Source organism: Cellulomonas phragmiteti (genome assembly GCF_016862775.1).
Taxonomy (GTDB): Bacteria; Actinomycetota; Actinomycetes; order Actinomycetales; family Cellulomonadaceae; genus Cellulomonas; species Cellulomonas phragmiteti.
The window spans coordinates 92,765-118,428 of record NZ_BONP01000012.1; the positions used below are offsets into that span (position 1 = coordinate 92,765).

Annotated in this window: 24 protein-coding genes; 11 read left to right on the plus strand and 13 right to left on the minus strand. The window is 75.7% G+C overall.

Annotated features, from left to right (window positions below; genetic code table 11):
• The first annotated feature begins 93 nt into the window (after positions 1 to 93).
• Together Cph01nite_RS11535 and Cph01nite_RS11540 are read left to right on the plus strand one after the other, a co-directional pair.
• Complete coding sequence (locus Cph01nite_RS11535; RefSeq protein WP_203674275.1) at positions 94 to 1,920, plus strand: ribonucleoside triphosphate reductase; 1,827 nt, start codon at positions 94 to 96, stop codon at positions 1,918 to 1,920.
• Complete coding sequence (locus Cph01nite_RS11540) at positions 1,917 to 2,651, plus strand: anaerobic ribonucleoside-triphosphate reductase activating protein (RefSeq protein ID WP_203674277.1); 735 nt, start codon at positions 1,917 to 1,919, stop codon at positions 2,649 to 2,651. Before Cph01nite_RS11535 ends, Cph01nite_RS11540 begins: the two co-directional genes overlap by 4 nt.
• Before the next feature lie 8 nt (positions 2,652 to 2,659).
• Here Cph01nite_RS11540 and Cph01nite_RS11545 read toward each other — a convergent pair whose 3' ends face one another.
• The 12 genes from Cph01nite_RS11545 to Cph01nite_RS11600 all read right to left on the minus strand — a co-directional run bounded on the left by Cph01nite_RS11545 (position 2,660) and on the right by Cph01nite_RS11600 (position 13,410).
• Positions 2,660 to 3,142 carry a Na+/H+ antiporter subunit E gene (locus tag Cph01nite_RS11545; protein ID WP_203674279.1) on the minus strand — a complete coding sequence of 161 codons (483 nt, stop codon included), beginning with the start codon at positions 3,140 to 3,142 and terminating at the stop codon, positions 2,660 to 2,662.
• Complete coding sequence (locus tag Cph01nite_RS11550) at positions 3,139 to 4,911, minus strand: proton-conducting transporter transmembrane domain-containing protein (RefSeq protein ID WP_203674281.1); 1,773 nt, start codon at positions 4,909 to 4,911, stop codon at positions 3,139 to 3,141. Before Cph01nite_RS11550 ends, Cph01nite_RS11545 begins: the two co-directional genes overlap by 4 nt.
• On the minus strand, positions 4,908 to 6,422 hold the full coding sequence (locus Cph01nite_RS11555) for a complex I subunit 5 family protein (protein WP_239069212.1): 1,515 nt from the start codon (positions 6,420 to 6,422) through the stop codon (positions 4,908 to 4,910). The genes Cph01nite_RS11550 and Cph01nite_RS11555 overlap by 4 nt, the downstream gene beginning before the upstream one ends.
• Positions 6,419 to 7,885, minus strand: a complete 1,467-nt coding sequence (locus Cph01nite_RS11560; protein WP_203674283.1) for a proton-conducting transporter transmembrane domain-containing protein — start codon at positions 7,883 to 7,885, stop codon at positions 6,419 to 6,421. Before Cph01nite_RS11560 ends, Cph01nite_RS11555 begins: the two co-directional genes overlap by 4 nt.
• The gene (locus Cph01nite_RS11565) at positions 7,878 to 8,159 is read right to left on the minus strand and encodes an NADH-quinone oxidoreductase subunit K (protein ID WP_203674285.1); all 282 of its coding nucleotides are present in this window, start codon (positions 8,157 to 8,159) and stop codon (positions 7,878 to 7,880) included. Before Cph01nite_RS11565 ends, Cph01nite_RS11560 begins: the two co-directional genes overlap by 8 nt.
• A complete protein-coding gene (locus Cph01nite_RS11570) occupies positions 8,156 to 9,148 on the minus strand; it encodes an MnhB domain-containing protein (RefSeq protein ID WP_203674287.1) in 993 nt (330 codons plus the stop codon). Before Cph01nite_RS11570 ends, Cph01nite_RS11565 begins: the two co-directional genes overlap by 4 nt.
• Positions 9,145 to 9,459 carry a cation:proton antiporter gene (locus Cph01nite_RS11575; protein WP_203674289.1) on the minus strand — a complete coding sequence of 105 codons (315 nt, stop codon included), beginning with the start codon at positions 9,457 to 9,459 and terminating at the stop codon, positions 9,145 to 9,147. Before Cph01nite_RS11575 ends, Cph01nite_RS11570 begins: the two co-directional genes overlap by 4 nt.
• On the minus strand, positions 9,456 to 9,713 hold the full coding sequence (locus Cph01nite_RS11580; protein ID WP_203674291.1) for an MrpF/PhaF family protein: 258 nt from the start codon (positions 9,711 to 9,713) through the stop codon (positions 9,456 to 9,458). Before Cph01nite_RS11580 ends, Cph01nite_RS11575 begins: the two co-directional genes overlap by 4 nt.
• A 93-nt stretch (positions 9,714 to 9,806) precedes the next feature.
• Positions 9,807 to 11,018: a hypothetical protein gene (locus Cph01nite_RS11585; RefSeq protein WP_203674292.1), complete on the minus strand. Its 1,212-nt coding sequence runs from the start codon at positions 11,016 to 11,018 to the stop codon at positions 9,807 to 9,809.
• Positions 11,015 to 11,587: an RNA polymerase sigma factor gene (locus Cph01nite_RS11590; RefSeq protein ID WP_203674293.1), complete on the minus strand. Its 573-nt coding sequence runs from the start codon at positions 11,585 to 11,587 to the stop codon at positions 11,015 to 11,017. The genes Cph01nite_RS11585 and Cph01nite_RS11590 overlap by 4 nt, the downstream gene beginning before the upstream one ends.
• Positions 11,588 to 11,692: 105 nt before the next feature.
• Entirely contained in the window at positions 11,693 to 12,841 is a 1,149-nt protein-coding gene (locus tag Cph01nite_RS11595; RefSeq protein WP_203674294.1) for a hypothetical protein, read from the minus strand.
• The gene (locus tag Cph01nite_RS11600) at positions 12,838 to 13,410 is read right to left on the minus strand and encodes a SigE family RNA polymerase sigma factor (protein ID WP_203674295.1); all 573 of its coding nucleotides are present in this window, start codon (positions 13,408 to 13,410) and stop codon (positions 12,838 to 12,840) included. Before Cph01nite_RS11600 ends, Cph01nite_RS11595 begins: the two co-directional genes overlap by 4 nt.
• Positions 13,411 to 13,597: 187 nt before the next feature.
• On the opposite strand from Cph01nite_RS11600, the gene Cph01nite_RS11605 reads away from it, so the two are divergent.
• Positions 13,598 to 13,921, plus strand: coding sequence for an STAS domain-containing protein (locus Cph01nite_RS11605; protein ID WP_444542254.1), 324 nt, complete (start codon positions 13,598 to 13,600; stop codon positions 13,919 to 13,921).
• 131 nt (positions 13,922 to 14,052) lie between these two features.
• Positions 14,053 to 16,344: a sodium-translocating pyrophosphatase gene (locus Cph01nite_RS11610; RefSeq protein WP_203674297.1), complete on the plus strand. Its 2,292-nt coding sequence runs from the start codon at positions 14,053 to 14,055 to the stop codon at positions 16,342 to 16,344.
• Positions 16,345 to 16,354: 10 nt separating this feature from the next.
• On the opposite strand, the gene Cph01nite_RS11615 is transcribed toward Cph01nite_RS11610, so the two are convergent.
• Entirely contained in the window at positions 16,355 to 17,017 is a 663-nt protein-coding gene (locus Cph01nite_RS11615; RefSeq protein ID WP_203674299.1) for a hypothetical protein, read from the minus strand.
• A 167-nt stretch (positions 17,018 to 17,184) separates the two neighbouring features.
• Between Cph01nite_RS11615 and Cph01nite_RS11620 the strand changes: the two genes are divergently transcribed.
• The 7 genes from Cph01nite_RS11620 to araA all read left to right on the plus strand — a co-directional run bounded on the left by Cph01nite_RS11620 (position 17,185) and on the right by araA (position 25,623).
• Positions 17,185 to 17,883 (plus strand): endonuclease/exonuclease/phosphatase family protein, encoded by a 699-nt coding sequence (locus tag Cph01nite_RS11620; RefSeq protein WP_203674300.1) that lies wholly within the window; start codon positions 17,185 to 17,187, stop codon positions 17,881 to 17,883.
• A 56-nt stretch (positions 17,884 to 17,939) separates the two neighbouring features.
• On the plus strand, positions 17,940 to 19,502 hold the full coding sequence (locus Cph01nite_RS11625) for a DUF7059 domain-containing protein (RefSeq protein ID WP_203674302.1): 1,563 nt from the start codon (positions 17,940 to 17,942) through the stop codon (positions 19,500 to 19,502).
• A 128-nt stretch (positions 19,503 to 19,630) separates the two neighbouring features.
• A complete protein-coding gene (proC, locus tag Cph01nite_RS11630) occupies positions 19,631 to 20,455 on the plus strand; it encodes a pyrroline-5-carboxylate reductase (protein ID WP_203674304.1) in 825 nt (274 codons plus the stop codon).
• Positions 20,456 to 20,535: 80 nt separating this feature from the next.
• Positions 20,536 to 21,531, plus strand: coding sequence for a LacI family DNA-binding transcriptional regulator (locus tag Cph01nite_RS11635; RefSeq protein ID WP_203674306.1), 996 nt, complete (start codon positions 20,536 to 20,538; stop codon positions 21,529 to 21,531).
• Between the two features lie 116 nt (positions 21,532 to 21,647).
• A complete protein-coding gene (locus Cph01nite_RS11640) occupies positions 21,648 to 23,264 on the plus strand; it encodes a xylulokinase (protein ID WP_203674308.1) in 1,617 nt (538 codons plus the stop codon).
• Between the two features lie 98 nt (positions 23,265 to 23,362).
• Positions 23,363 to 24,118, plus strand: coding sequence for an L-ribulose-5-phosphate 4-epimerase (locus tag Cph01nite_RS11645; protein ID WP_203674309.1), 756 nt, complete (start codon positions 23,363 to 23,365; stop codon positions 24,116 to 24,118).
• Entirely contained in the window at positions 24,115 to 25,623 is a 1,509-nt protein-coding gene (gene araA, locus Cph01nite_RS11650; protein ID WP_203674311.1) for an L-arabinose isomerase, read from the plus strand. Before Cph01nite_RS11645 ends, araA begins: the two co-directional genes overlap by 4 nt.
• Positions 25,624 to 25,664 lie beyond the last annotated feature (41 nt).

Genomic DNA, 25,664 nt, shown 5'->3' on the forward strand with positions numbered 1-25,664 from the left:
TGCGGCACGCGTGTCGTGGCACAACATCTAGTGGTGGTGCGGTCGACTGGGTGCTCTGCTCGTCCTGGCAGAACGTCGTGAGGAGAAACCCGGATGTCCCAGCCCGCCGCCCCGCACCGACCGATGGTCGACGTGGTCTCGTCGATCGACGAGTACCTCGACCGCAGCGACTGGCGGGTGAACGCGAACGCCAACCAGGGCTACTCCCTGGGCGGGCTGATCCTCAACACGGCGGGCAAGGTCATCGCCAACTACTGGCTGAGCGAGGTCTACCCCGCCGACGTGGGCGAGGCGCACCGGGACGGCTCGATGCACATCCACGACCTCGACATGCTGTCCGGCTACTGCGCCGGCTGGTCCCTGCGGACCCTGCTGCAGGAGGGGCTCAACGGCGTCCCCGGCAAGGTCGAGGCCCGCCCGCCGAAGCACTTCAGCGCCGCGATCGGCCAGATCGTCAACTTCCTCGGGACGATGCAGAACGAGTGGGCCGGTGCGCAGGCCTTCAGCAGCTTCGACACGTTCATGGCGCCGTACGTGCGGCTCGACGCCCTGAGCTACCGCGAGGTCCGGCAGGGCATCCAGGAGCTGATCTACAACCTCAACGTGCCGTCCCGGTGGGGCACGCAGACGCCGTTCACCAACCTCACGTTCGACTGGACGTGCCCCGCGGACCTGGCCGACCAGACGCCGTTCGTCGCCGACGAGCCGTGCGACTTCACCTACGGCGACCTGCAGGTCGAGATGGACATGATCAACCGCGCGTACATGGAGGTCATGACCGAGGGAGACGCCTCGGGCCGCGTCTTCACGTTCCCGATCCCCACGTACAACATCACCAAGGACTTCCCGTGGGAGTCCGAGAACGCGCAGCGGCTGTGGGCCATGACGTCCAAGTACGGCCTGCCGTACTTCCAGAACTTCATCAACTCCGACATGGAGCCCGGTGACGTCCGCTCGATGTGCTGCCGCCTGCAGCTGGACCTGCGCGAGCTGCTCAAGCGCGGCAACGGGCTGTTCGGCTCCGGCGAGCAGACCGGCTCGATCGGCGTGGTGACGATCAACTGCGCGCGCCTCGGGTTCCGCCACCCCGGTGACGAGGCGACGCTGCTCACCGAGCTCGACCGGCTGCTCGACCTGGCCCGCACGTCCCTGGAGCTCAAGCGCACGACGATCCAGCGACTGATGGACGAGGGGCTGTTCCCGTACTCGCGCCGCTACCTCGGCTCGCTGGACAGCCACTTCTCGACGATCGGCGTCAACGGCCTCAACGAGATGGTCCGCAACTTCACCGGGGACCTGTACGACCTCACCGACGAGCGCGGGCACGCGATGGCGCTGCGCGTCCTGGACCACGTGCGGGCCCGCATGGTCGAGTTCCAGGAGGCCACGGGCAACCTCTACAACCTCGAGGCCACGCCCGCCGAGGGCACCACGTACCGGTTCGCCAAGGAGGACCGCAAGCGGTTCCCGACGATCCTGCAGGCCGGGACCAGCGAGCACCCGTACTACACCAACTCCTCGCAGCTGCCGGTGGGCTTCACCGACGACCCGTTCGAGGCGCTCGAGCGGCAGGACGAGCTGCAGACCCGCTACACCGGCGGCACCGTGCTGCACCTGTACATGTCCGAGCGCATCTCCACCCCCGAGGCGTGCCGCGAGCTGGTGAAGCGGGCACTGAGCACGTTCCGGCTGCCGTACCTGACGGTGACCCCCACGTTCTCGATCTGCCCGGCGCACGGCTACCTGTCCGGGGAGCACCCCGTGTGCCCGACGTGCGAGGAGGACGGCGTGGTCACGACGTGCGAGGTGTGGACCCGCGTCATGGGATACCACCGGCCCGTGAGCTCGTTCAACATCGGCAAGCAGGGCGAGCACGCCGAGCGCGTGCCCTTCCTGGAGTCGGCGGGAGCGCCGGCGTGACGTCCGACGACCCGACGTCGGGCCGCCCCGCGCCGGGGCGGCCCGACCCGCACGGCTGGGAGCAGCGCGCGACGTCCCTGCAGATCGCGGGCCTCACGCCGCTGTCCACCGTCGACTGGCCGGGCCGGCTCGTCGCGACGGCGTTCCTGCAGGGCTGTCCGTGGCGGTGCACGTACTGCCACAACAGCGCGATCCTCGACGTGCGGCTGCCGGGCGTGGTCCCGTGGTCCCGCGTCACGGACCTGCTGCGCCGCCGCCGCGGCCTGCTCGACGGGCTCGTGCTCTCCGGCGGCGAGCCCACGCGGCAGGCCGGGGTCGTCGCGGCCGCCCGCGAGGTGAAGGAGGCCGGGTTCCTCGTCGGTCTGCACACCGCGGGCGCGTACCCGGCGCGGCTGCCCGACCTGCTGCCGTACGTCGACTGGGTGGGCCTGGACATCAAGGCGCCCGCGCACCTGTACCGCGCGATCACGCGGGCCGGCGGGGCCACGACGACGGCCGAGAAGGCGTTCGCGTCGTTGCGCCTCGTGCTGGACAGCGGGGTCGACGTGCAGGTCCGCACCACCGTCGACCCCACGGTGCTGACCGACGCCGACGTCGCCGGCCTCACCGCGGCGCTGGCCGACCTCGGGGTGCGCGACCACGTGCTGCAGCAGGTCCGCCCCGACGGCGCGACCGACGAGTACGCCGAGGCCCTGGCCCGGGTGCCGCGCGGGAGCCTGCACCGGGGCTGAGCCGGTGCTCAGGCCTCGAGGACCGCCGCGATGCGTGCCTGCAGGTCGTCGAGGTGCTCGCGCCAGGGCGTCGAGCGGTCGAGCACGTGCGCGACGAGCACGTCGTCGCGCAGGTCGACGGTCAGGGTGCCCGGCATCAGCGCGTAGAGCTGGGCGCACAGCACCCGGGCCGTACCGGCAGGCAGGCTCAGCGGGTGCTCGACGGTCACGGGGTCGATGCGCACGGGGCGCTGCACGGCACGGACGCCGACGTCGACGGCCCCGAGGAGCGACTGCCGCACGAACCAGGCGGCGAGCCGGACCCCCGGCACCGCCCGCCGCGCCAGGCGCAGCCGCCGACCCGTCGGGGGCGACACGACGAGCGTCGCGGCGGCGACGAGGGGCACGACGACCACGCCGTACACCCACGTCCCGACGTCGCCCTCGGTGACGGCCCACCACACGACCGCCAGCGCGAGGCCCCGCACGAGGGCGGCGCGCAGCGCGCTCACGGCGCACCTCCCAGGACGAGCCCGACGAGGCCGGCGACGACGAGCACGGCGGCACCGGCGGGCACCCACGCGGACAGCAGGTCCTCGAGCCGGTCGACGGGGCCGACGGGTGCCCGCGCGAGGACCGCGCGGGCGCGGGCGGCGGCCCGGTCCCGGGTGCGGCCCGTCGCGCGTGCGGCGCGGTCGGCCACGCGCAGGGCCGCGGCCGCCGCGCGCTCGGCGGGGACCAGCACGTCACCGGCGGGCACGAGCGTGCCGTCGGGGTGGGCGAGCGCGCGCGGGAGCAGGTCGCGCCTCGACGCGGCGACGGCCAGCGCGGTGAGCGCCAGCCCGAGCAGCACGGGCCACGTCGCGTCCCACGTCGTCACCGGGTCGAGCCCGGGGGTCGCCACGACCGGCGCCCACAGGCCCGCCAGCGCCCAGGTGGCGACGGTCCCGCCCACGACGAGCACGGCCCACGTCAGCACCGAGGCGTCGACCCCCCACGCGTCTGCCGGGGTGCTGGGCAGCAGGCGCACCGCCGCGCGGGCCAGCAGCAGCGTGGACACGGTGCCCACGAGCGGCAGGGTGGCGACCAGGTCCACGACGTCGAAGGTGCTCGGCTCGAGCGCCTGCTTCGCGGCGTACTTGGCCACCGACCCGCTGCCCAGCGGTGCCCCGGCGACGGCCAGCGCGAGCAGGGCCATCCCGGCGAGCAGCGGCACGCGCAGCCGCCCGCGGCCGTGGAACCGCCACACGGTCACCGACAGGAACAGCCCGCCCTTGGCGGCCCCGTGGTGCACCGCGTAGACGACGGCCGCCAGGACGCAGGCCTCGGCGAGCGTGGGCTCGAGCAGCGCGACCCCGACGAGCACGCCGATGAACCCCATCTGGCTGACCGAGGAGTACGCGAGCGCGACCTTCGGGTCGGCCGTGAGCACGCCGGGGACGAGCACGCCGAACGCCCCGAGCAGGGCCAGCACGACGAGCAGCGTGCCCCAGCCGGGCAGCGCGACCTCGCCCAGCGGCAGGAACCGCAGCCACCCCACGAGGCCCGCCTTGATCATGGCGCCGGACAGCACCGCGCTGGCCGGCGGCGGCGCGGCCGGGTGCGCGACCGGCAGCCAGACGTGCAGCGGCGCCAGGCCGGCCTTGATCCCGAAGCCCAGGAGCAGCAGCCCGACGGTCACCCCCAGGTGCGGGGACCCGGCGACGGCCGCGGGCGCGTCGGCCAGGCGCATGCCGCCGGCCAGGACGACGAGCAGGACGCCGGCGAGCACCGCCATCTCGCTGACGAGCGTGAGCACGAGGTACGCGCGCCCGGCGCGGCGTGCGGCGTCGGTGCGCTCGTGCACGACGAGCCCGTAGGCCGGGATGCTCATGAGGGCGTAGCCGAGGTAGAACGTCGCCGCGTCGGCGGCGACCAGCACGGTGGCGTTGCCGACGAAGCACACGAGCAGCAGCGCACCCAGGACGGCCTTGCGGTGGGTGCGGGAGTCGGCGGTCGCGGCGAGGGCGGCGCCGTAGAGCACGACGGCGACCAGCAGCAGGGGACGTCCGACGTCGTCGAGCTCTGCGGTGACACCGAGGAAGGCCCAGGGCAGGTCGAGGGGGCCGGCCGCCGGTCCGAGCACGGCCAGCGCGAGGGCCGGTGCCAGCGACAGCAGCGACGTGCGCAGCAGCCGGCGGCGCAGCGTGCGCCGGCGCTCCCCGGTGCCCGAGGCGGCGCCCGCCAGGGCCACGGCCCAGGCGACGGGCAGCGCGGCGGCTGCCGCCCACAGCCACGTCATGGCGCCCCTCCCTCGACGATCGCGCGCGCCATCGCCAGCGGCGAGAAGGGCAGGCCGGCGACGAGGACGACGACCACGGACGCGCCCGCCGTCACGAGCGTCGGCCCGACCATGGCCCACGGCCCCTCGGCCCGTCGCGGCCGCGGCAGGTCCTGCTCGGGCGCGGGGGTGCCCCACCACATCCGGGCGACGACGGGACCGAAGTAGGCGGCGTTGAGCAGGCTGGAGGCGACGAGCACGGCGAGCACCCACCCCGCGCCCGCCTCGAGGGCTCCGAGGCCGAGGTACCACTTGGTGACGTAGCCGGCCACGGGCGGCACCCCGATCATGCCGAGGGCGCCCACCGTGAACGCGGCGCACGTCAGCGGCATCCGTCGCCCGACGCCCGACAGCTCGCTGACGCGGGTCAGACCGAGCGTCGAGGCCAGCAGGCCGGCGCAGAAGAACAGCGTGATCTTCATGAGGCCCTGGTGGACGATGTGCACGACGCCGCCGGTGGTGGCGGTCGCACCGGCCACCGCGACGCCCAGGGTGACGTAGGCGACCTGGCTGACCGTGGAGTACGCGAGCCGCGCCTTGAGCCCGTCCTGGCGCAGGGCACGCACCGAGCCCCACAGGATCGTCACGCACGCGAGCACGGTCAGCGGGCCCAGGACGCCCAGGCGCTGGGCGACCTCCGCACCGAAGACGTCGTCGACCAGCAGGACGATCCCGAACACCCCGGCCTTGACGACGGCGACGGCGTGCAGCAGCGCGCTCACCGGCGCGGGCGCGACCATGGCCCGCGGCAGCCAGCCGTGCAGGGGGACGAGCGCGGCCTTGACCGCGAGGCCGACGAGCAGCAGGGCGAACAGCAGGCGCGCGGTGGCCGGGTCGCGCTCGGCGAGCTCGCCGACCGCGGCGCTGCCCGACGCGGCGAACTCCACGGGGCCCACGAGCGCGGTCAGCCACACGGCGCCGAGCAGCAGCGCCACGCCCCCGGCCAGCGTGTACGCGAGGTACGTGCGCGCCCCGCGCAGCGCGGCCGCGGTCTGCTCGTGCGCGACCAGCGGGTAGGTGGCCAGCGTGAGCAGCTCGTAGAAGACGACGAAGGTCACGAGGTTGCCCGAGAGCGCGATGCCCGACGTCGCGACCACGCACAGCGAGAAGAAGCCGAAGAAGCGCGAGCGGTCCCGGCCCTCGCGCAGGTACCCGATCGCGTAGATCGTCGTGAGCAGCCACAGGAACGCCGACAGGCCGAGGAAGTACAGGGCGAACGGCTCGACGCGCAGCACGAGGTCCGTCCCGGGGACGAAGGGCACGCGCCACTCGAAGCGCTGACCGGCCAGCACGGGCGGCACGAGCACGGCGACGAGCCCGACCTTGGCGAGCGCCCCGGCGAGGTTGAGCACGGTGCGCGCGCGCCGCTGCTCCTCCCGCAGCAGGAAGATGACGAGCGCGGGGACCAGCGACGTCAGCAGGATCACGGGCGGGATCCAGCTGGCCTGCACCTCGGTGCCCGAGCCGATCACGTCCCCACCCCCGTCCCGACGAGCGTGAGGTCCGCGAGCCAGGCCGACCCGACACCGGCGCCGATCGCCAGCACCGCCAGCGTGAGCGCGGGGAGCGCGACGCGGCGCGGGACGGGCGCGCCTGCCGCAGGGGCGTCGTCCTCGTCGTCGTCGGGCCGGCGCAGCGCCGTCGCGACGACGCGTGCGACGGCCGCGGCGGTGAGCAGCCCGCCGACGAGCAGCACCAGCACGGCCCACCACGCCCCGCCGGCGACGGCCGCGGTCAGGAGCTGCCACTTGCCGACGAACGCGAGCGACGGCGGCAGCCCGGCCAGGGCGACCCCCGCGACGCCGAACGTCATGACCACGACGGGCGCACGCGCCGCGATGCCGCGCAGGTCGGCCACGCGGTCGCCGCCCGCCACCTGCACGAGGGTGCCCGCCGCAAGGAACGCGGCCGCCTTGGCCAGCCCGTGCGCGAGCAGGATCAGCATCCCGCCCTGCCAGGCCAGGCGGGCGACGTCGGCGGCCGCCGCGTCGGTGGGGTCGAGGAGCGAGGGTGTCACCAGCGGCACGAGCAGCACGACGTAGCCGACCTGCGCGACGGTGGAGTACGCGACGAGCCGCTTGAGGCGCTCCTGCCGCACGGCCGCGACCCCGCCGACGAGGACGGCCAGGCCGCCGAGCAGCCCGACGAGCGTGCCGAGGTGCGCGTCGCCGCCCAGCCCCGTCCACACCCGCAGCAGGACGACGAGCGACCCCTTGACGACCAGTGCGGACAGCAGCGGGCTGACGGCGGCGGGGGCCGCGGCGTGCGCGGCCGGCAGCCAGGCGTGCAGCGGGAACAGCGCGGACTTCAGGCCGAGCCCCACCACGACCAGCCCCAGCACCGTGGCCGTGGCCGCACCCGGCGGCATCGCCGCCGCGCCGTCGTGCAGGGCGAGCGGGCCGGTCCGGGCGTAGACCAGCGCGACGGCCACGAGGTAGGCGAACGACCCGAGCACCGCGACGCACAGGTACCGCACGGCCGGCTCGTACGCGCGGCGCCCGCCGAGCGCCACGAGCCCGACCGCGCCGACGGTGAGCAGCTCGAGCGCGACGTAGGTGGTGAACCAGTCGTCGGCGACGAGCACGGTCTGCAGCCCCGCGACGGTCACCAGCACCAGCGGCCAGTACCCCGGCCCGCCCGTCGCGGCGGGCACGGCGGCGGCGTGCGCGGCGACGGCCAGCACGACCACCCCGCTCAGCAGGCCGACGGCCGCCCCGGGCCCGTCGAGCCGCAGCCCGATGCCGAGGGGCTGCGCCCACCCGCCCAGCTCGCCCAGGACCGGCCCGTCGCGCAGCACCGCCGCGGCGGCGACCACACCCAGCGCGAGCTGCGCGACCGCGACGACCAGGCCGACGACGGCCCGCGCGGGCACGAGCGCGGCCACGACCGCACCGGCCAGCGGCAGCAGTACGAGCAGGACGAGGACGTCAGTCACCGTCGTCCTCCTCGACGCGCCGCACGAGCACCAGCGCCAGGCCCGTGACCGCGACCGTGATGACGATGCCCGTCAGCGCGAGCGCGTGCAGGACGGGGTCGGGGTCGCCCGGGCCGCGTGCGGCGAGCGCCACCAGCACCAGGAGCGTGCCGACCCCGGCGACGTTGAGCGCCACGACGCGGCGCAGCAGGTCCGCGGTCGTCAGCAGCCGCACGGCGCCGAGCAGGGTGACGACGGCACCGAGCACGAGGAACAGGTCGGCGCGCGCGGTCATCGGTGGCCCGCCGGCGGCGTGGGGGGCGCGGACGTGTCGCGGCGCGCGGCGAGGAAGAGGACGGCCAGCCCCACGCCGATCGCCGGGACGAGCGCGGCCTCGAGCGCGAGCACGAGGCCGGCGCCCCACGGCGGGGACGACCCGAGCCACGCGCCGGCGGCCAGCCGGGTGCCCGCGGCCACCAGGAGGAACGCGGCGAGCCCGCCGACGACGACCGGGCGCAGCCAGCGCCCGTCGTGCGGCACCCGGCCCGTCAGGACGAGCAGCAGCACGGCGCCCGTGAGCAGCGCACCGGCCTGGAAGGCCCCGCCCGGGCGGGTCGAGCCGGCGACCAGCAGCCACCCGACGAGCAGCAGCACCAGCGGCACGGCGAGCGTGACGAACGCGCGCAGGAGCGGTCGGGTGTCGGGGCGCACCCGCACGGCGGCGAGCGTGCCGTCACGCTGCAGCGCGAGCGCGGCCAGGACGGCGGCGGCCAGCACGGCGATCTCGAGCAGGGTGTCCAGCGCGCGCAGGTCCAGCAGCACGCCGGTCACGGGGTGGGGGACCACCGTCCCGGCGGCCAGAGCCTGCTCACCCAGCCGGCCGGGGCCCTCGCCCTCGCGCGCGGCCGTCAGCAGGACGCGGCCCAGCAGCACCCCGACCACGGCCGCGACGGCCAGGCCCAGCGCCGCGCCCGCGCGCCGCGCGGACCGCACCCGCCCGGTGCCTCCCGCGGCTCCCGTGCCCTGCGTGCCGTCGCCTCGCGTGCCGTCGCCCCGCGGGGCCCGGGCCGTCAGCGCCTGCACCAGCAGCGCGCCGGTGACCCCCGAGGCGATCGTCGCCTCGGCGAGGGCGACGTCCGGTGCACCGAGCCGCCCCCAGACCAGGACCAGGAGCAGGCCGAGCACGAGGAAGAGCGTCGCGCCGGCCGCCCGCCGCGGCACGACCAGGGTCGCGACCGCGGACGCGAGCACCGCCGCGGCGAGCAGCACGTCGAGCGCCGTCACGGCGCACCCTCCGGCGCAGGGGCCGCCGCGCCGTCGGCCGGGGAGGTGTCGTCGCGGGCGAGCAGGCTGCCGTTGGTGGCCGCGGCCAGCAGCGCCAGCAGCCAGACCAGCACCAGCAGGACGCCGGTCGCCGGGTGGGGCACCTGCGGCAGCAGGCCCAGCACGATCAGCCCGAGCCCCACGTTGTCGGCCTTGGTCAGGGCGTGCAGGCGGGACCGCAGGTCCCCGAACCGCAGCAGGCCGACGGTGCCCGCGGTGACGAACAGGCAGCCGGACGTCACCAGCACCACCGTCACGACGTCCGCGATCATGCCCGGTCCCGCTCCCCGGTGACGCGGACGACGACCGTCAGCGAGGCCAGCGCGACCAGCACGAGGGCGGCCGTGCGCAGCGCGGGGACGTCGACGGCCTGCGCGAGGACCACCAGTGCCGCGGACCCGGTGGTCGACAGCAGGAGCAGCGCGGTCATCCGGTCGCGCGTCGAGGGCCCGCGCAGGGCCCGGACGCCCGCCACGACGATGTTGAGCACGAGGGCGCAGGTCGCGGCGAGCAGGAACGTCTGCACGTCGGCACCTCTCGTGTCGGCTGCGGGCCTCCAGGCTAGGGGCGGCCGGGGGAGTGCGCCGGTCGAGCGGGCGCCACCCTCACCTCTCCCGGCTCAGCGCAGCGTCACGGGCCACGGCCCGGCCAGCAGGTGCACGTCGCCCGACTCGCCCGCCGGGAGCGACCGACCCGTGAGCAGCAGGTCCAGCCCCACCCACACCTCGTAGTCCCCGGGCGCGAGCGGGTGCCCCTCGTCCGGGCCGAACGCGTCGGCCAGAGCGCCGGTCGCGCAGTCCACGAGCGAGCTCGTGGCGTCGTACCCGATCGACGCGCCGGGGGAGATGCCCGCCGACAGCGCCAGCTCGGACGGCCCCGGCGGCGTGGCGACGACGCGCCCGTCCCGCGTGAGCAGCACCGACGGGCGCCCGACGTAGGCGTCGACGACGGACCTCCCCTCGTTGGTCGCGGACACCGTGAACCGCAGCTCACCGCCCGCGGCCACCTCGGCGGGGACGTCGGCGTCGAGGGTGACCGCGAACGGATTCGCCTCCGGCCCGGCGCGCGCGGCCAGGGTCGCGGTGTCAGAGCCGCACTCCTCGGGCAGCGGCTCGGCCGCCGGGCGCGCGAACTCCGTGACCGTGACGCGCAGCTGCCGGGACACGCGCGTGGACCCGGCGCTGCCGTCGGCGGCCCGCCACCGGACCGTCTGGCTCACGACCAGCTCGTAGACCCCGGCCGGCACCCGCGGGTCCCCGGTGCCGTCGGGGACCTGCGCGCAGGATGCCAGGACGGCGCCGTGGGACCAGACGCCGACACCGGGGACCGACGGGTCCTCGGGCAGCTCGGAGGCCGGGACGACGACACGCCCGGCCCCGTCCTCGACCGCGACGACGACCCCGTCGCGCAGCAGCAGCGCCTCGAACGCCGCAGGCCCGACGTCGGAGACGGCCTCCGGGTCGTACCGCACCCACGTCGACGTCATCGAGAGCCGGTCCGCGCCGATCGTGTCCTGCGGCTCGAGCGTCACGGCGACGGGCGCGTCCTCGTCGTCGTCGGCGACCGTCACGCGCTCGCCGCACCGGCCGAACTGCGCCGGCCAGTCGCCCTGCGCGGCCGGCGGCACGCCGCCCGGCCCGCCGAGGACCGCCGGCAGGGCGAGGGCCACCGCGACGACAGCCCCGCACGCGACACCGCCGCGCGCCGCCGCGCGCACCCGGCGGCGGTGCCGCACGCGTGCCCGCACGAGCGCGACGGGGACCTCGTAGTCCGCACCCGACCGCTCGGCGTCGTCCAGCGCGTCCGCCAGCGGGTGCCGGTCCGTGCTCATCGTGCCTCCCGGGCGTGGACGACGACGTGGTCCGCGTCGTCGGGCAGCGGTCCCAGCCGCTGCGCGAGCTTGGCGGACCCCGTCGACAGGTACCGCTTGACCGTGCCGACCGCGAGGCCCATCTGCGCCGCGACGTCGGGGACCGTGAGGTCCTCGACGTACCGCAGCACGACGGCGACCCGCTCCTGCGGCGCGAGGGTCGCGAGCGCGGACTGGACCGCGGAGTCGGTGGCGACGGACGTGGCGGGGTCGCGGACGGTGTCCTCGCCCGGCACGTGCAGCAGGTGGCGCACCGTCGCCCACCGCTGCCGTCGTCGCAGCGCGTCGAGGTGCCCCCGCAGGATCGCGGAGCGCACGTACGCCTCGGCGTGCGCGACGTCCGTCCCGGCGCGCACCCGCGAGAACGTGCGCACGAGGGCGTCCTGCACGAGGTCCTCGGCGGTGCCGCGGTCGCCGCTCAGCAGGTAGGCGTACCCGAACAGCGCGCGGCCGCGCTCACGCGCGAGGACGGCGAGGGTGTCGTCGTCGTCCTCGGTGGCGTCGTCGACGGAGGTGCTGCTCGTCGGCACGCGTCACCTCCCGTGGCACCCGGGCCGTCCCGGCGCGGACGGGTGGGTCCCGTCACCAGCCGAGACGCGCGGCGGCCCGGGAACGTTGTACCGCCGCGCGGGCCGTCACGGGCGCGCGGTCAGGATGTACACCACCGACGGCTCCCCGGCGGGCGTCCGGGAGGCGACCGCGCGCACCGCCCAGCCCGGCAGCTCGACGCCCGCACGCGTGACGACCACGTCCTGGTACGGCGGGCCGAGCACCATCGCGTCCGCCGGGACGTGGTCCGAGCGCAGGGCCACCGGCGCCAGCAGGGAGACCGCCACGGTGCCACGGTCGTTGCCGGGGGTGACGATCTCGGCGGCCCACCCGTCGCCGTGCCGGTGCGCGGCGACCAGGCGGCCGTCGATCAGCGGCACGTCCTGGGGGAAGCCGTCCGGCAGCGCGTGCGGCGTGGCGTCGTCGGCCGCGACCTCGACGTCCCACGGGCCGGCGGCGCCGCGGGCGGTGCCGACCGCGTCGACCGTCGTGGCGTACACCTGGTACGTCCCGGGGGGCAGGGCCCCCGAGCCGTCGCACGCCGTCAGCCCCAGCTCGACGGTCTGGGCGACCCGCAGCGCGCCGCCCGAGGTCTCGACGACCTCCCACCACCGCCGGTCGGTCTCCTCCAGGGGGTACACGGGCAGGTGGTCGGTGGTCCACGCCCCGATGCCCTCGAGCCGCGTGCTCAGGACCTCGTCGGTGGTGAGCGGCGTGACCGCGATGGGCTCGTGCGCGGTGCCGAGCACCACGCCGTCCTGGGTGAGCAGGAACCGCAGACGTGTCGCGCCCACGCCGGCGTCGGGGATCTGCGAGACGTTGACGACCAGGTCCGCGGACCCGCTCAGCCATGTTCCCAGGTCCTGCCCGGCGCCCGCGGGATCGATCACCGCCACGTCGTCGGCGTCGCGCTGACCGAGCTCGACGCCGAGCACGTCGCGCGGCCCGGACGGCAGGTCCGCCACGGCCGACCGGCACTCGCCCGGGTCGGCGTCGGGGTCGCCCGCGGGGGTGGCCTCCCGCGTGAGCTGCGGCCCGACCAGCGCGACGGCCCCGGCCGCGCTCGCGGCGACGGCGGTGGTCGCCGCACCCCGGGCGGCGCGCCGCCGCCGCACGCGCGCGGCCAGGCGGTGCACGGTCGTGGCGGTGCCGGGGGTCTCCGGGTCGCCGAACCCGCTCGACGCGCCCGCGGCCTCGGCGACCTCCTGCAGCGCGAGATCCAGCCGTGTGCTCATCGTGACCTCCGGACGGTGACGAGGACCTCGTCGGTGTGGTGCGCGGGTGCGTCGTCGGCGCCGGCGAGGTCACCGAGCCGTGACTCGAGCGTGCGGGTGGCGTCCGACAGGTAGCGCTTGACGGTGCCGACGGACAGGGACAGCGCGTCGGCGACCTGCGCGACGGTCATGTCCTCGAAGTGGCGCAGGACGATGCACGCGCGCTCGCGAGGCGGCAGCAGCGCGAGCGCCTGCTGGACGGCCAGCCGCGTCGTGATCACGGGCTCCGGCCCGGCGTCGGGGCCGTCCGACGGGGTCGGCTCGGGCACCGCGGCAAGGTGCCGGATCGTCGCCCAGTGCCGCCGTCGCCGGAAGCCGTCGACGTACGTCGTGAGGATCGCGCGCCGCACGTACGCCTCGGCGGACGCGACCTCGCGGGTCCCGCGCCCGCGGGTGAACGTCCGGACCAGGGCGTCCTGCACCAGGTCCTCCGCCTCGCGCGGGTCGCCCGTGAGCAGGTACGCGTAGCCGACGAGCGCACGGCCGCGGGTGCGGACGAGCTCGTCCAGCGCGTCCTGCCAGGTGCTCACGGTGCTCCCGTCGTCGGCCGGCGGGGGCGCGGCACAGCCGTCCCCTCACGACATGGTGACGGATGAGCAGCGCGAAACGTTGGGTCGGGGACGACGGCGCGCGCGGACGGCTGCCCCCGGTGCGCCACGGGATGCTTGAATGCAGGCGACACGACGGGTCCGGGGAGGGGCGTCCATGGAGGTGCAGGTGACCACCGAGGACGTCGGCGCGCGCACCGTCGTGCACGTCGCGGGGGAGATCGACGTCGCCTCGGCCGACCGGCTGCGCGAGAGCGTCGCGCAGCTGCTGTCCGACGGCCGCACGGACCTCGTCGTCGACCTCTCCGCGGTGACGTTCATGGACTCCACGGGTCTGGGCCTGCTCGTCGGCACCCTCAAGCGCGTGCGGCTCGCCGGCGGCCGCCTCGTCCTGGTGGTCGACTCCGAGCGGCTCCTCAAGGTCTTCCGCATCACGGGCCTCACGCAGGTCTTCACGATCCACGACACGCTGGACGCCGCTCTCGCGACCTGAGCGGGGTGACCGAGTGCTGACCAGGTGCGACCTGCGTCACACCCCCCGCTAGACTCGCCCGGTCCGACGGCAACGGGGCCGGGCGGTGGGGCGCGCTCAGGGGGATCGCGCCGGTGTGTCGAGGAGGATGCATGCAGCTCGGTGCCACGAGCATCACGATCGTCGCGGCGATCGCCGTCATCGGACTGGCGGCCCTGGTCGTCGCCGCCGTCCTCCGTCGCCAGGTGCTCGCCGCCGGCGAGGGGACCGCCTCGATGCAGCAGATCGCCCAGGCGGTGCAGGAGGGCGCCTCGGCGTTCCTCAGTCGCCAGTTCCGCACGCTCGCCGTGTTCGCGGCGGTGGTCTGCGCCCTGCTGTTCCTGCTGCCGGGCGACGGCGGGGTCAAGATCGGGCGGTCCGTCTTCTTCCTCGTCGGCGCCGGGTTCTCGGCCGCCATCGGGTTCCTCGGGATGTGGCTCGCGACGCGCGCCAACCTGCGGGTCGCCGCCGCGGCGTCCGGCCCCGACGGCCGCGCGGAGGGTGCGCGGATCGCGTTCCGCACCGGTGGCGTCGTCGGCATGGCCGTCGTCGGTCTCGGCCTGCTGGGTGCCTCCCTCGTCGTGCTGCTGTACCGCGGCGAGGCACCGGCGGTGCTCGAGGGCTTCGGGTTCGGCGCCGCGCTGCTCGCGATGTTCATGCGCGTCGGCGGGGGCATCTTCACCAAGGCCGCCGACGTCGGCGCGGACCTCGTCGGCAAGGTCGAGCAGGGCATCCCCGAGGACGACCCGCGCAACGCCGCCACGATCGCGGACAACGTCGGCGACAACGTGGGGGACTGCGCCGGGATGGCTGCGGACCTGTTCGAGTCCTACGCCGTCATGCTGGTCGCGGCCCTGATCCTCGGGCGCGCGGCGTTCGGCGAGGAGGGCATGGTGTTCCCGCTCATCGTCACCGCGGTGGGAGCGCTCGTCGCGGCCCTCGGTGTCGCGATGACCCGGGTGCGCGGCGACGAGAGCGGCCTGGCCGCCATCAACCGCGGCTTCTACGTGTCGGCGCTCGTCGGCGTCGCGCTGGCCGCCGCGGCCGCCTACGCCTACCTCCCGGCGACGTTCGCCGAGCTGCCCGGCGGCACGACCGGCCTCGAGGGCCACGCGGGCGACCCGCGGCTCGTCGCGTCGGCCGCCGTGCTCATCGGCGTCGTCCTCGCGGGCGTCATCCTGTGGGTCACCGGCTACTTCACGGGCACGACGAGCAAGCCGACGCTGCACGTCGCCCGCACCACGCTGACCGGTCCCGCCACGGTCGTGCTGTCCGGGATCGGCGTGGGCTTCGAGTCCGCCGTCTACACGGCCGGCATCATCGCCGCCGCGATCTGCGGGGTCTTCCTGCTCGCCGGCGGCTCGGTGCCCCTCGCGCTGTTCCTCATCGCGCTCGCGGGCTGCGGCCTGCTGACGACCGTGGGGGTCATCGTCGCGATGGACACGTTCGGGCCGGTGAGCGACAACGCGCAGGGCATCGCCGAGATGTCGGGCGACGTCACCCCCGAGGGGGCGCAGATCCTCACGGACCTCGACGCGGTGGGCAACACCACCAAGGCGGTCACCAAGGGCATCGCGATCGCCACGGCCGTGCTCGCCGCGACCGCGCTGTTCGGCTCGTACGCCGACGCCGTGCGGCAGGCGCTCGCGGGCGTCTCGGGCGAGATGGGCGACGACCTCGTCGCGGCGATGATGTCGTACGACATCATCAACCCGATCACCCTCGTCGGGGTGATCCTGGGCGGCGCCACCGTGTTCCTCTTCTCCGGGCTCGCCATCGACGCGGTGACGCGCGCGGCGGGTGCCATCGTGTTCGAGGTGCGCCGCCAGTTCCGCGAGAACCCCGGCATCATGACGGGCGAGGTGCGGCCCGAGTACGCGCGCGTGGTCGACATCTGCACGCGCGACTCCCTGCGCGAGCTCGCGACCCCGGGCCTGCTGGCCGCGTTCGCGCCCATCGCCGTGGGCTTCGGCCTGGGCGTCGGCCCGCTCGCCGGCTTCCTGGCCGGGACCATCGGCACCGGTGTGCTGATGGCCGTGTTCCTGTCCAACTCCGGCGGCACGTGGGACAACGCGAAGAAGATCATCGAGGACGGCAGCTACGGCGGGAAGGGATCGCCCGCCCACGCGGCCGCCGTCATCGGCGACACCGTCGGCGACCCGTTCAAGGACACGGCCGGGCCCGCGATCAACCCGCTCATCAAGGTGATGAACCTGGTGTCGGTGCTCATCGCCCCGGCGATCGTCGTGGTGTCCGTCGGTGACGACGCGAACCACGCCCTGCGCCTGGGGATCGCGGTCGTGGCCACCGCCATCGCGTTCGGCGCGGTCATCGCGTCGCGGCTGCGCGCCGCCAAGGTCGACCGTGAGGGACGCCTCGAGCACGAGGCGCAGCTGGTCGGCTGACCCGCGGCGGTCAGCGCCGCAGCACGTAGGTGATGCCGACGGCGTCGCCCCCGGCATCGGCCGGCGGCGACGCCGTCAGCGCGAGCGCGTCGGGCGAGCAGGTCGCGGTGGAGGACGTCGGCGGGAGCGCCTCGATCGCGTCCTCGGCGGAGCCCGCCGGGACGTCGAGCGGGTCGCCGCCCAGCGTGGCGGTCGTCGTCACGTCCAGGTCCTGCGGGTCGACGTCCGCGATGGTCAGCACACCGTCCGCGAGCACCCAGGTCCCCTCGAGGTCCCCGGCCGACGCCGACGTCGACCTCAGCTCGTCCCCCCCGGCGGACATCGCCACCGACGACGAGGAGTCGACGGCGGCGGTGAAGCGCCCGTCGACCTCGAACTCGTAGGTCGTCGTGCCGTCGAGGGTCACCTCGACCTCGCCGTCGCCGCTCCCGGCGACCAGGTCGCGCAGCTCGCCCTGCATGGCCGCGAGGTCCAGGCGCCACGTGCCGACCACGCAGTCGTCGGTGGCGGCCGCCGTGGGCAGCGGGCCGGGCGGGGGCGCGTCCGGCGCGGCCGGCGTCGCACCGGGCGCGGTCGTGCCCGTCGCGTCGGGCGTCGGGGTGTCGGACGCTGTGCAGGCGGTCAGGAGCAGGGTGGCGGCGGCCGTGACGGCCAGGGCGCGGGTGCGGCGCACGCGGGTCCTCTCGTCGGGCGCGTCGCGGCGCACCGGTCGGTCGGTCGGAGGCGGCCAACGTACGCCAGGTCGGCGCGTGCCGCGGCAGGGGCGTCCGTGGTCGGCCCCGTGACGCGCCCGCGGCCGCTCGGTACGCTCACGCAGCCGCACGACGGACGGAGCCCACGGTGAACGCGCGCGACATCGGCACCCTGCGGGTGATGACGTACAACCTGCGAGGGCTGCGTGAGGAGGTCGACGCGCTCGTCGAGGTCGTGCGTGCGGCGCGTCCCGACGTGCTCGCGGTCCAGGAGCCGCCGCGCGGCCTGCGCGGGCGGGTACGGCTGCGGCGGTTCGCCGCACGCACCGGGCTGCGGGTGGCCGTCGGCGGCGGTGGTGCCCGGACGACGGCCCTGCTCGTGGTGCCGCACCGCAGCGTGCGGGGCGCGACGGCGCTGCGGCTGCCGTGGCGGCCCGGGCTCACGCGGCGCGGGGCGGCCACCGCACGCGTCGACGGCGTCCGCGTCGTCGTCGTCCACCTGGGACTGCGCGCGTCCGAGCGCAGCCGGCACGTGGACCTGCTGACGCGCCGGCTCCTGCACGGGTCCGACGGCCCGGTCGTGGTGGCCGGCGACCTCAACGAGCGCCCGGGCGGGCCGTCGTGGGTCGCGCTGACCGCAGGCGGCGGTGCGCTGCAGGACGCCGCGAGCGTCGCCGACGCCGACCACCCGACCTACCCGGCCGACGTGCCGCGGGTCCGCATCGACGTGGTCCTCGTCGACCGGCGCCTGCCGGTGCTCGGCGCGCACGTGCCCGACGCCGCGGCCGTGGGCGTCGCGAGCGACCACCGCCCCCTCGTCGTGGACGTGCACCTGCCCGAGCCCTGAGCGCCGGCCGTGCCCGGGCGACGGCCGGGACCGGCGCCGCCTGGGACGATGGGAGCGTGAGCGTCACCCCGGACACCCCCGTCGTCGACCCCCGCCTCGTGGACGCGCTGCGTGCGGACCTGACCGCCGCCGCGTACACGGTCGAGCACGTCGACGAGCTGCTCGGCCCCGTCCCGGCGGGCGCCCTCGCACGCGGGGAGGCCGTGCCGGCGCTGCGCGCGACCGACCCGTCGGCCCCTGCCGGTCGCGACCCGGCCGCCGTGCTCACGCGCGTGTTCGTGCTCGGTGCACCGGTCACGGCGGCCGCTCTGGAGGCCGCGCTGCCCACGGTCGGGGTGGCCGGCGCGCGTCGGCTCGGGCTGGTCGACGTCGCCGGCGCCGCCCCCGACGACCAGGCGCGCGCCCGGGTCGACCTGCGCCCCTACGCCGCCACGGACGGGGCGGGCGACGCCTCCTGGTGGATCGCGTCCGACCTGGGCGAGCTCGCGACCGGGGGTGCGCTGCGCACCGACCACGTGCTCGGCGTCGGCGGGGCGTCCCTCACGCTCGCGCAGGCCACGGTCCGCGACCCGCGCCGGCGCGTCCTGGACCTCGGCACCGGGTGCGGCGTGCAGGCCCTGCACGCGAGCCGCCACGCCGCGCACGTCGTCGCCACGGACCTGTCCTCCCGGGCCCTCGCGTACGCGGGGTTCACCGCGGCGCTGGCGGGTCTGGGCCCCGACCGCGTGAGCCTGCGCGCCGGCTCGATGCTCGACCCCGTCGCGGACGAGACGTTCGACCTGGTCGTCAGCAACCCGCCCTTCGTCATCACCCCCCGCCGCGCCGACGTGCCCGCGTACGACTACCGCGACGGCGGCCGGGCCGGCGACGACCTGGTCCGGGACCTGGTCACCGGCGTGGGGGCGGTGCTGGCCCCCGGTGGGGTGGCCCAGCTGCTCGCCAACTGGGAGGTGCGCGGCGGGGAGGACTGGCACGAGCGCATCGGCGCGTGGGTCGACGCGTCCGGGCTGGACGCGTGGGTCGTGCTGCGCGACCAGCAGGACCCGGCGCAGTACGCCGAGACGTGGATCCGCGACGGCGGCACCACACCCGCGGACCGCGGCACCTGGGCGTCCCGGTACGGTGCCTGGCTCGACGACCTGGCGTCGCGCGACGTCACGTCGGTCGGGTTCGGGATCGTCACGCTGCGTCGGCCCGTCGCCGGGCCCGCGACCCTGCGGCGGCTCGAGCAGCAGACCGGGCCGGTCCGCCCGCCCCTGGGACCCGTCATCGCGGCGGGCCTCGCCGCGCACGACGCCGTCGCGGGCCTGACCGCCGAGGGCCTCGCCGCGCTGCGGCTGACCGTCGCGCCCGACGTCACCGAGGAGCGGTACCTCGAGCCCGGTGCGGTCGATCCGCGCGTCGTCCTGCTGCGGCAGGGGCACGGGTTCGGGCGCGCGGTCCAGGCCGGCACGGCGCTCGCCGCGTTCGTCGGCGCCTGCGACGGGGAGCTGACCGCCGGCCAGATCATCGGGGCGCTGGGCGCCCTGCTCGACGTCCCGGCGGGTGACGTCGCCGCCGACGTGCTGCCCACGGTCCGCGGACTGCTCCTCGACGGCCTGCTGACGGTGGAGCCCTGACGTCGCCCGAGCCCGCCCACGACGTCGACGGGGGCAGGACGCGCGGCTGCTGCGGCCACGGTCCCGCGCGACAGTAGGCTCGCCCTGGTCGCGCGACGGGCGGCCGTGATCAGCGACGGAGGGGCTCGATGACCACGCAGGACACGGGGGCGCCGCCCGCGGTGGCGGTGCTCGGCGGTGGGGTCATGGGCGGCACGCTCGTCGCGGCCCTGCGCGCGGGCGGGTGGCCGGGGGACCGCGTGGCGGTGGCGGACCAGGACCGCGCCAAGGCGCACGCCCTGGCGCAGGAGCACGGCGTGCGCACGGCCGGCAACCGGGACGCGGTCGCCGCGGCCGACGTCGTGCTGCTCGCGGTCAAACCCGACGTGGTGCCGGCGGCGCTCGCGGAGATCGCGCCCGTGCTGCGCCCCGGTGCGCTGGTCGTGAGCGTCGCCGCGGGGGTGCCGCTGCGGGTCTACGAGGACGCCCTGCCGGCGGGCACCCCCGTGGTGCGCGTCATGCCCAACACGCCGGCCCTCATCGGCAAGGGGGCCAGCGCGATCGCGCCGGGCGCGGCCGCCGGCGAGGAGCACCTCGCGCTCGTCGAGCGGGTGCTCGCGGCGACGGGCCTGGTCGAACGGGTCGCGGAGAAGCACCTCGACGCGGTGACGGCGCTGTCCGGGTCGGGTCCCGCGTACGCGTTCTACGTGATCGACGCGATGGCCGAGGCGGGTGTCCTGCTGGGGCTGCCGCGCGACCTGGCGTCGCGGCTCGCCGTCGCGACCGTCGAGGGCGCGGCCGCGATGGTCGCGCAGACCGGCGAGCACCCGGTGGTCCTGCGCGAGCGGGTCTCGTCCCCCGGGGGGACGACGGTCGCGGGCGTCGCCGCGCTCGACGCGCACGCGGTGCGCGCGGGCCTCGTGGCGGGTGTGCGCGCCGCCGCGGAGCGCTCGCGCGAGCTCGGCGCGGGCTGACGGTGACCGGGGGTCCCCGACCGGCGGGTGCCGGGCGACCGGCGACGTCGCGCCGCTCGCGCGACGGCCGGCCGCCGGCGATGAACGACGTGGCGGCGCTCGCGGGCGTCAGCCACCAGACGGTGTCCCGCGTGCTCAACGAGCACCCGAGCGTGCGCCCGGCGACGCGGGAGCGGGTGCTCGAGGCGATCGCGACCCTCGGCTACCGGCCCAACCTGGCCGCGCGCGCCCTGGTGACGCGCCGTACGGGGACGCTCGGGGTGATCACGCCGGCGAGTGCGCTGTTCGGCCCGACGAGCACGCTGGTGGCGTTCGAGCAGGCGGCGCGCGACGCGGGGTTCTACGTCTCGGTCGCGACGCTGCGCGCGTTCCAGGGCGACGAGGTCGTCGCCGCGGTCGAGCACTTCCTGGCCCAGGGGGTGGACGGGGTCGTCGTCGTCGCGCCGCGCAGCGGGACGGTCGACGCGGTGGGCGGCGTGCACGTCCCGGTGCCGGTCGTGCTCGTGTCGTCGGGCCGGGAGGGCCTGGACCTGCCGACCGTCTCGGTGGACCAGGTCGCCGGCGGGCGGCTGGCGACGGAGCACCTGCTGACGTCGGGGCGCCGCACCGTGGTCCACGTCGCGGGCCCGCAGGAGTGGTACGACGCCCGCGACCGGCTGCGGGGCTGGCGCGAGGCGCTGGAGGCGGCCGGGGTGCCGGTGCCGGAGCACCGCGCGGGGGGCTGGTCGGCGGCCGACGGGTACCAGGTCGGCACGGAGCTGGTCCGCACGGGCGTGCCGGAGGCGATCTTCGCGGCGAACGACCAGCTCGCGCTCGGTCTGCTCGCGGCCTTCGGCCAGGCGGGGGTCCGGGTGCCGCAGGACGTGGCGGTCGTGGGGTTCGACGACGAGCCGGGCACCGCCTTCTACGCACCGCCGCTGACGACGGTGCGCCAGGGGTTCGACGAGCTGGGGCGGCGTGCGGTGCAGTCGGTGGTGGACGCTCTGGCGGGTGGCGCGCCGGCGCACCACGCGATCGCGCCCGAGCTGGTGGTCCGGCGCTCGTCGGGTGCGGCGCAGGGGCCGCCGACGGGGTGACGAGAGTCGACAGGCACGCCATGTGAGCGTTAACATCACCTCGGTGCGGGTGGTCCGGGTGGGCGGCCCGCGACGGCGACACCGGGCGACGGCGCCCGGAGAGGGAGCAGCACGCGATGGCGCACGAGCACGGGGCGGACGACCAGCAGGACACGGCCCGCCGGGCCCTCGAGGAGGGTCGCGCGACCCTCGGGATCGAGCTCGGCTCCACCCGTATCAAGGCGGTGCTGGTCGGCGAGGACCACACGCCCCTCGCCTCCGGCAGCCACGCCTGGGAGAACCAGCTCGTGGACGGCACGTGGACGTACGCGCTCGACGCGGTCTGGGACGGGCTGCGCGCCGCCGTCGCCGACCTGCTGTCCGACGCGGGACGTCGGTACGGCGTGCGCCCCACGTCGCTCGCCGCGATCGGCGTCTCCGCGATGATGCACGGCTACCTCGCGTTCGACGCCGACGACGAGCTGCTCGTGCCGTTCCGCACCTGGCGCAACACGTCGACCGGTGCGGCCGCCTCCGAGCTCACCGAGCTGTTCGGCTACAACATCCCGCTGCGCTGGTCGGTGGCGCACCTGCACCAGGCCGTCCTCGACGCCGAGCCGCACGTCGCCGACGTGCGCTTCGTGACCACGCTCGCCGGGTACGTGCACTGGCGCCTGACGGGCCGCAAGGTCCTCGGCGTCGGCGACGCGTCCGGCATGTTCCCGGTCGACCCCGCCACACGCGGCTACGACGCCGACCTGCTGGCCCGCTACGACGCCCTCGCCGCGGACCGCCTGCCCGTCGACCACCTGGCCGACCTGCTGCCCGAGGTCCTCGTCGCGGGCCAGGAGGCGGGCCGGCTCACCGACGAGGGCGCCGCGCTGCTCGACCCGACGGGGACGCTGCGCGCGGGGACCCCGCTGTGCCCGCCCGAGGGCGACGCCGGCACGGGCATGGTCGCGACCGCGTCCGTGGCGCCCCGCACCGCCAACATCAGCGTCGGGACCAGCATCTTCGCGATGGTCGTGCTCGAGCAGCCGCTGGCGCGCGTCCACCACGAGATCGACCTCGTGACGACCCCCGCGGGCGACCTCGTCGCGATGGTCCACTGCAACAACGGCGCGAGCGAGCTGGGGGAGTGGGCCGGTGTGTTCGGGCGCTTCGCCACCGCGCTGGGGTCCGACGCGGGCGCCGACGAGGTCTTCGGCGTCCTGCTGCGCGAGGCGCTCGAGGGTGAGGCTGACGGCGGCGGGCTCCTCGCGTACAACTACCTGTCCGGCGAGCCGATCACGGGTCTGGAGCACGGGCGGCCGCTGGTCGTGCGGACCCCCGACAGCCGCCTCACGCTCGGCAACTTCGTGCGCACGCAGGTGTACGGTGCGTTCGGCACCCTGAGCCTGGGCATACGGATCCTCGCGGCCGAGGGCGTCGAGGTCGACGCGATGTTCGCCCACGGCGGGCTGTTCCGCACCGCGGGCGTCGCGCAGCGGCTGCTCGCCGCGGCCGTCGGGACGCCCGTCGCGGTGGGCCGGACCGCGGGCGAGGGCGGCGCCTGGGGCATCGCCGTGCTGGCCGGCTACCTCGCCAGCGGCGCCACGCAGGACCTCGGCACGTACCTGACGACGGACGTCTTCGCGGACGCCGAGATCGACGTCGCGCACCCCGACCCGGCCGACGTCGCGGGCTACGCCGCGTGGCTCGAGCGCTACGAGGCGGGGCTGCCCGTCGAGCGCACCGCGACCGAGGTGCTCTGACCCGCCCACCCGACCCCCACGCGGCGCCCGCCGCACGCCGGCGCCGCCCGCGCCGGGACGCTCCCGCCCGCGCCGCGGGCACCGACGCAGGAGGACGCATGACCGCCACAGCCCTGGACGCCTACGCGCCCGCCGTCCGCGAGGAGGTGGCGCGCGCCCGCGAGAAGGTCGCCGCGCTGCACGCCGAGCTGCCCCGCTGGGGGCTGGTCGTGTGGACGGCCGGCAACGTCTCGCAGCGTGTGGTCGTCGACCCCGCCGGGCCGAGCGCGCGCGACCTGCTCGTCATCAAGCCGTCGGGCGTGACGTACGACGAGCTGACGCCCGAGTCGATGGTCGTGTGCGACCTCGAGGGCACCCTCGTCGAGGGGACGCGCGCACCGTCGTCCGACACCGCGGCGCACGCCTACGTGTACACGCACCTGCCCCACGTCGGCGGTGTCGTGCACACCCACTCGACCTACGCGACGGCCTGGGCGGCGCGGGCCGAGCCCGTGCCGTGCGTGCTGACGATGATGGCCGACGAGTTCGGCGGGGACATCCCGATCGGTCCGTTCGCGCTCATCGGCGACGACTCGATCGGTCGCGGCATCGTCGAGACGCTGCGGGACTCGCGCAGCCCCGCGGTGCTCATGCGCAACCACGGCCCGTTCACGATCGGCAAGGACGCCACGGCCGCCGTGAAGGCCGCGGTCATGGTCGAGGAGGTCGCCCGGACCGTCCACATCAGCCGGCAGCTCGGCGAGCCGCTGCCGATCGCGCAGGACGACGTCGACTCGCTGTACGCCCGGTACCAGAACGTCTACGGCCAGCAGACGAGCACGGCTGCTGCGACCCCCGAAGGAGAATCGCGATGAGCAAGGCCTACCCGGACCAGGAGATCTGGTTCCTCACCGGCTCGCAGGACCTCTACGGCGAGGAGACGCTGCAGCAGGTCGCCGCCCAGTCCCAGGAGGTCGCGGCGGCGCTCGACGCGTCCGGCGACGTCCCGGCGACGGTGGTCTGGAAGCCGGTCCTCAAGGACTCGGACTCCATCCGCCGGGCGATGCTCGACGCCAACAGCGACGACCGCGTGCTCGGCGTCGTCACGTGGATGCACACGTTCAGCCCCGCCAAGATGTGGATCACGGGCCTGGACCTGCTGCGCAAGCCGCTGCTGCACCTGCACACGCAGGCCAACGTCGAGCTGCCGTGGGACACCATCGACTTCGACTTCATGAACCTCAACCAGGCCGCGCACGGCGACCGCGAGTACGCGTACATCGCCACGCGCCTGGGGCTGGCCCGGACCACGGTGTCCGGCCACGTGTCGAACCCGGCGGTCACCGCCCGCATCGGCACGTGGGTCCGCGCGGCCGCCGGCTGGCAGGCCGCGCAGGACCTCAACCTCGTGCGGTTCGGCGACAACATGCGCAACGTCGCGGTCACGGAGGGCGACAAGACCGAGGCGGAGATCCGCCTGGGCGTGTCGGTCAACACCTGGGGCGTGAACGACCTGGTCGCCGCGGTCGACGCGGTCGACGACGCGGCGGTCGACGCGCTGGTCGCGCAGTACGAGGACCTGTACGACGTGGTCCCCGAGCTGCGCCGCGGCGGCGACCGGCACGAGTCGCTGCGCTACGCGGCCCGTCAGGAGATCGCGCTCGAGGGGTTCCTCACGGAGCGCGACGCGAAGGCGTTCACGACGAACTTCGAGGACCTGGGCGACCTGCGCCAGCTGCCCGGCCTTGCCGTGCAGCGGCTCATGGCCAAGGGCTACGGGTTCGGTGCCGAGGGCGACTGGAAGACGGCCGTGCTGGTCCGCGTCGCCAAGGTGATGGGCGCCGGGCTGCCCGGCGGCGCGTCGCTCATGGAGGACTACACCTACGACCTGACGCCGGGCGCCGAGAAGATCCTCGGCGCGCACATGCTCGAGATCTGCCCGAGCCTCACGACGTCGAAGCCCCGCGTGGAGATCCACCCGCTGGGCATCGGCGGCAAGGAGGACCCGGTCCGCATGGTGTTCGACACCGACTCCGGCCCGGGCGTCGTGGTCTCGCTGGCGGACATGCGCGAGCGGTTCCGCCTGACGGCCAACGTGGTGGACGTCGTGCCCCCGACGGCGGACCTGCCGCACCTGCCGGTCGCGCGTGCGGTGTGGGAGCCGCGCCCGGACTTCACGACGTCCTCCGAGTGCTGGCTGACCGCCGGGGGTGCGCACCACACGGTGCTGACGACGGCGGTGGGCATCGAGGCGTGGGAGATCTTCGCCGAGCTGGCGCGCACCGAGCTGCTCGTCATCGACGAGTCGACGACGCGTCGCGGGTTCGCCGACCAGGTCCGCTGGAACCAGGTGTACTACCGGGTCGCGCAGGGCTTCTGACGACCGACCGACGGCGGGTGCCCGGCTGCGGCCGGGCACCC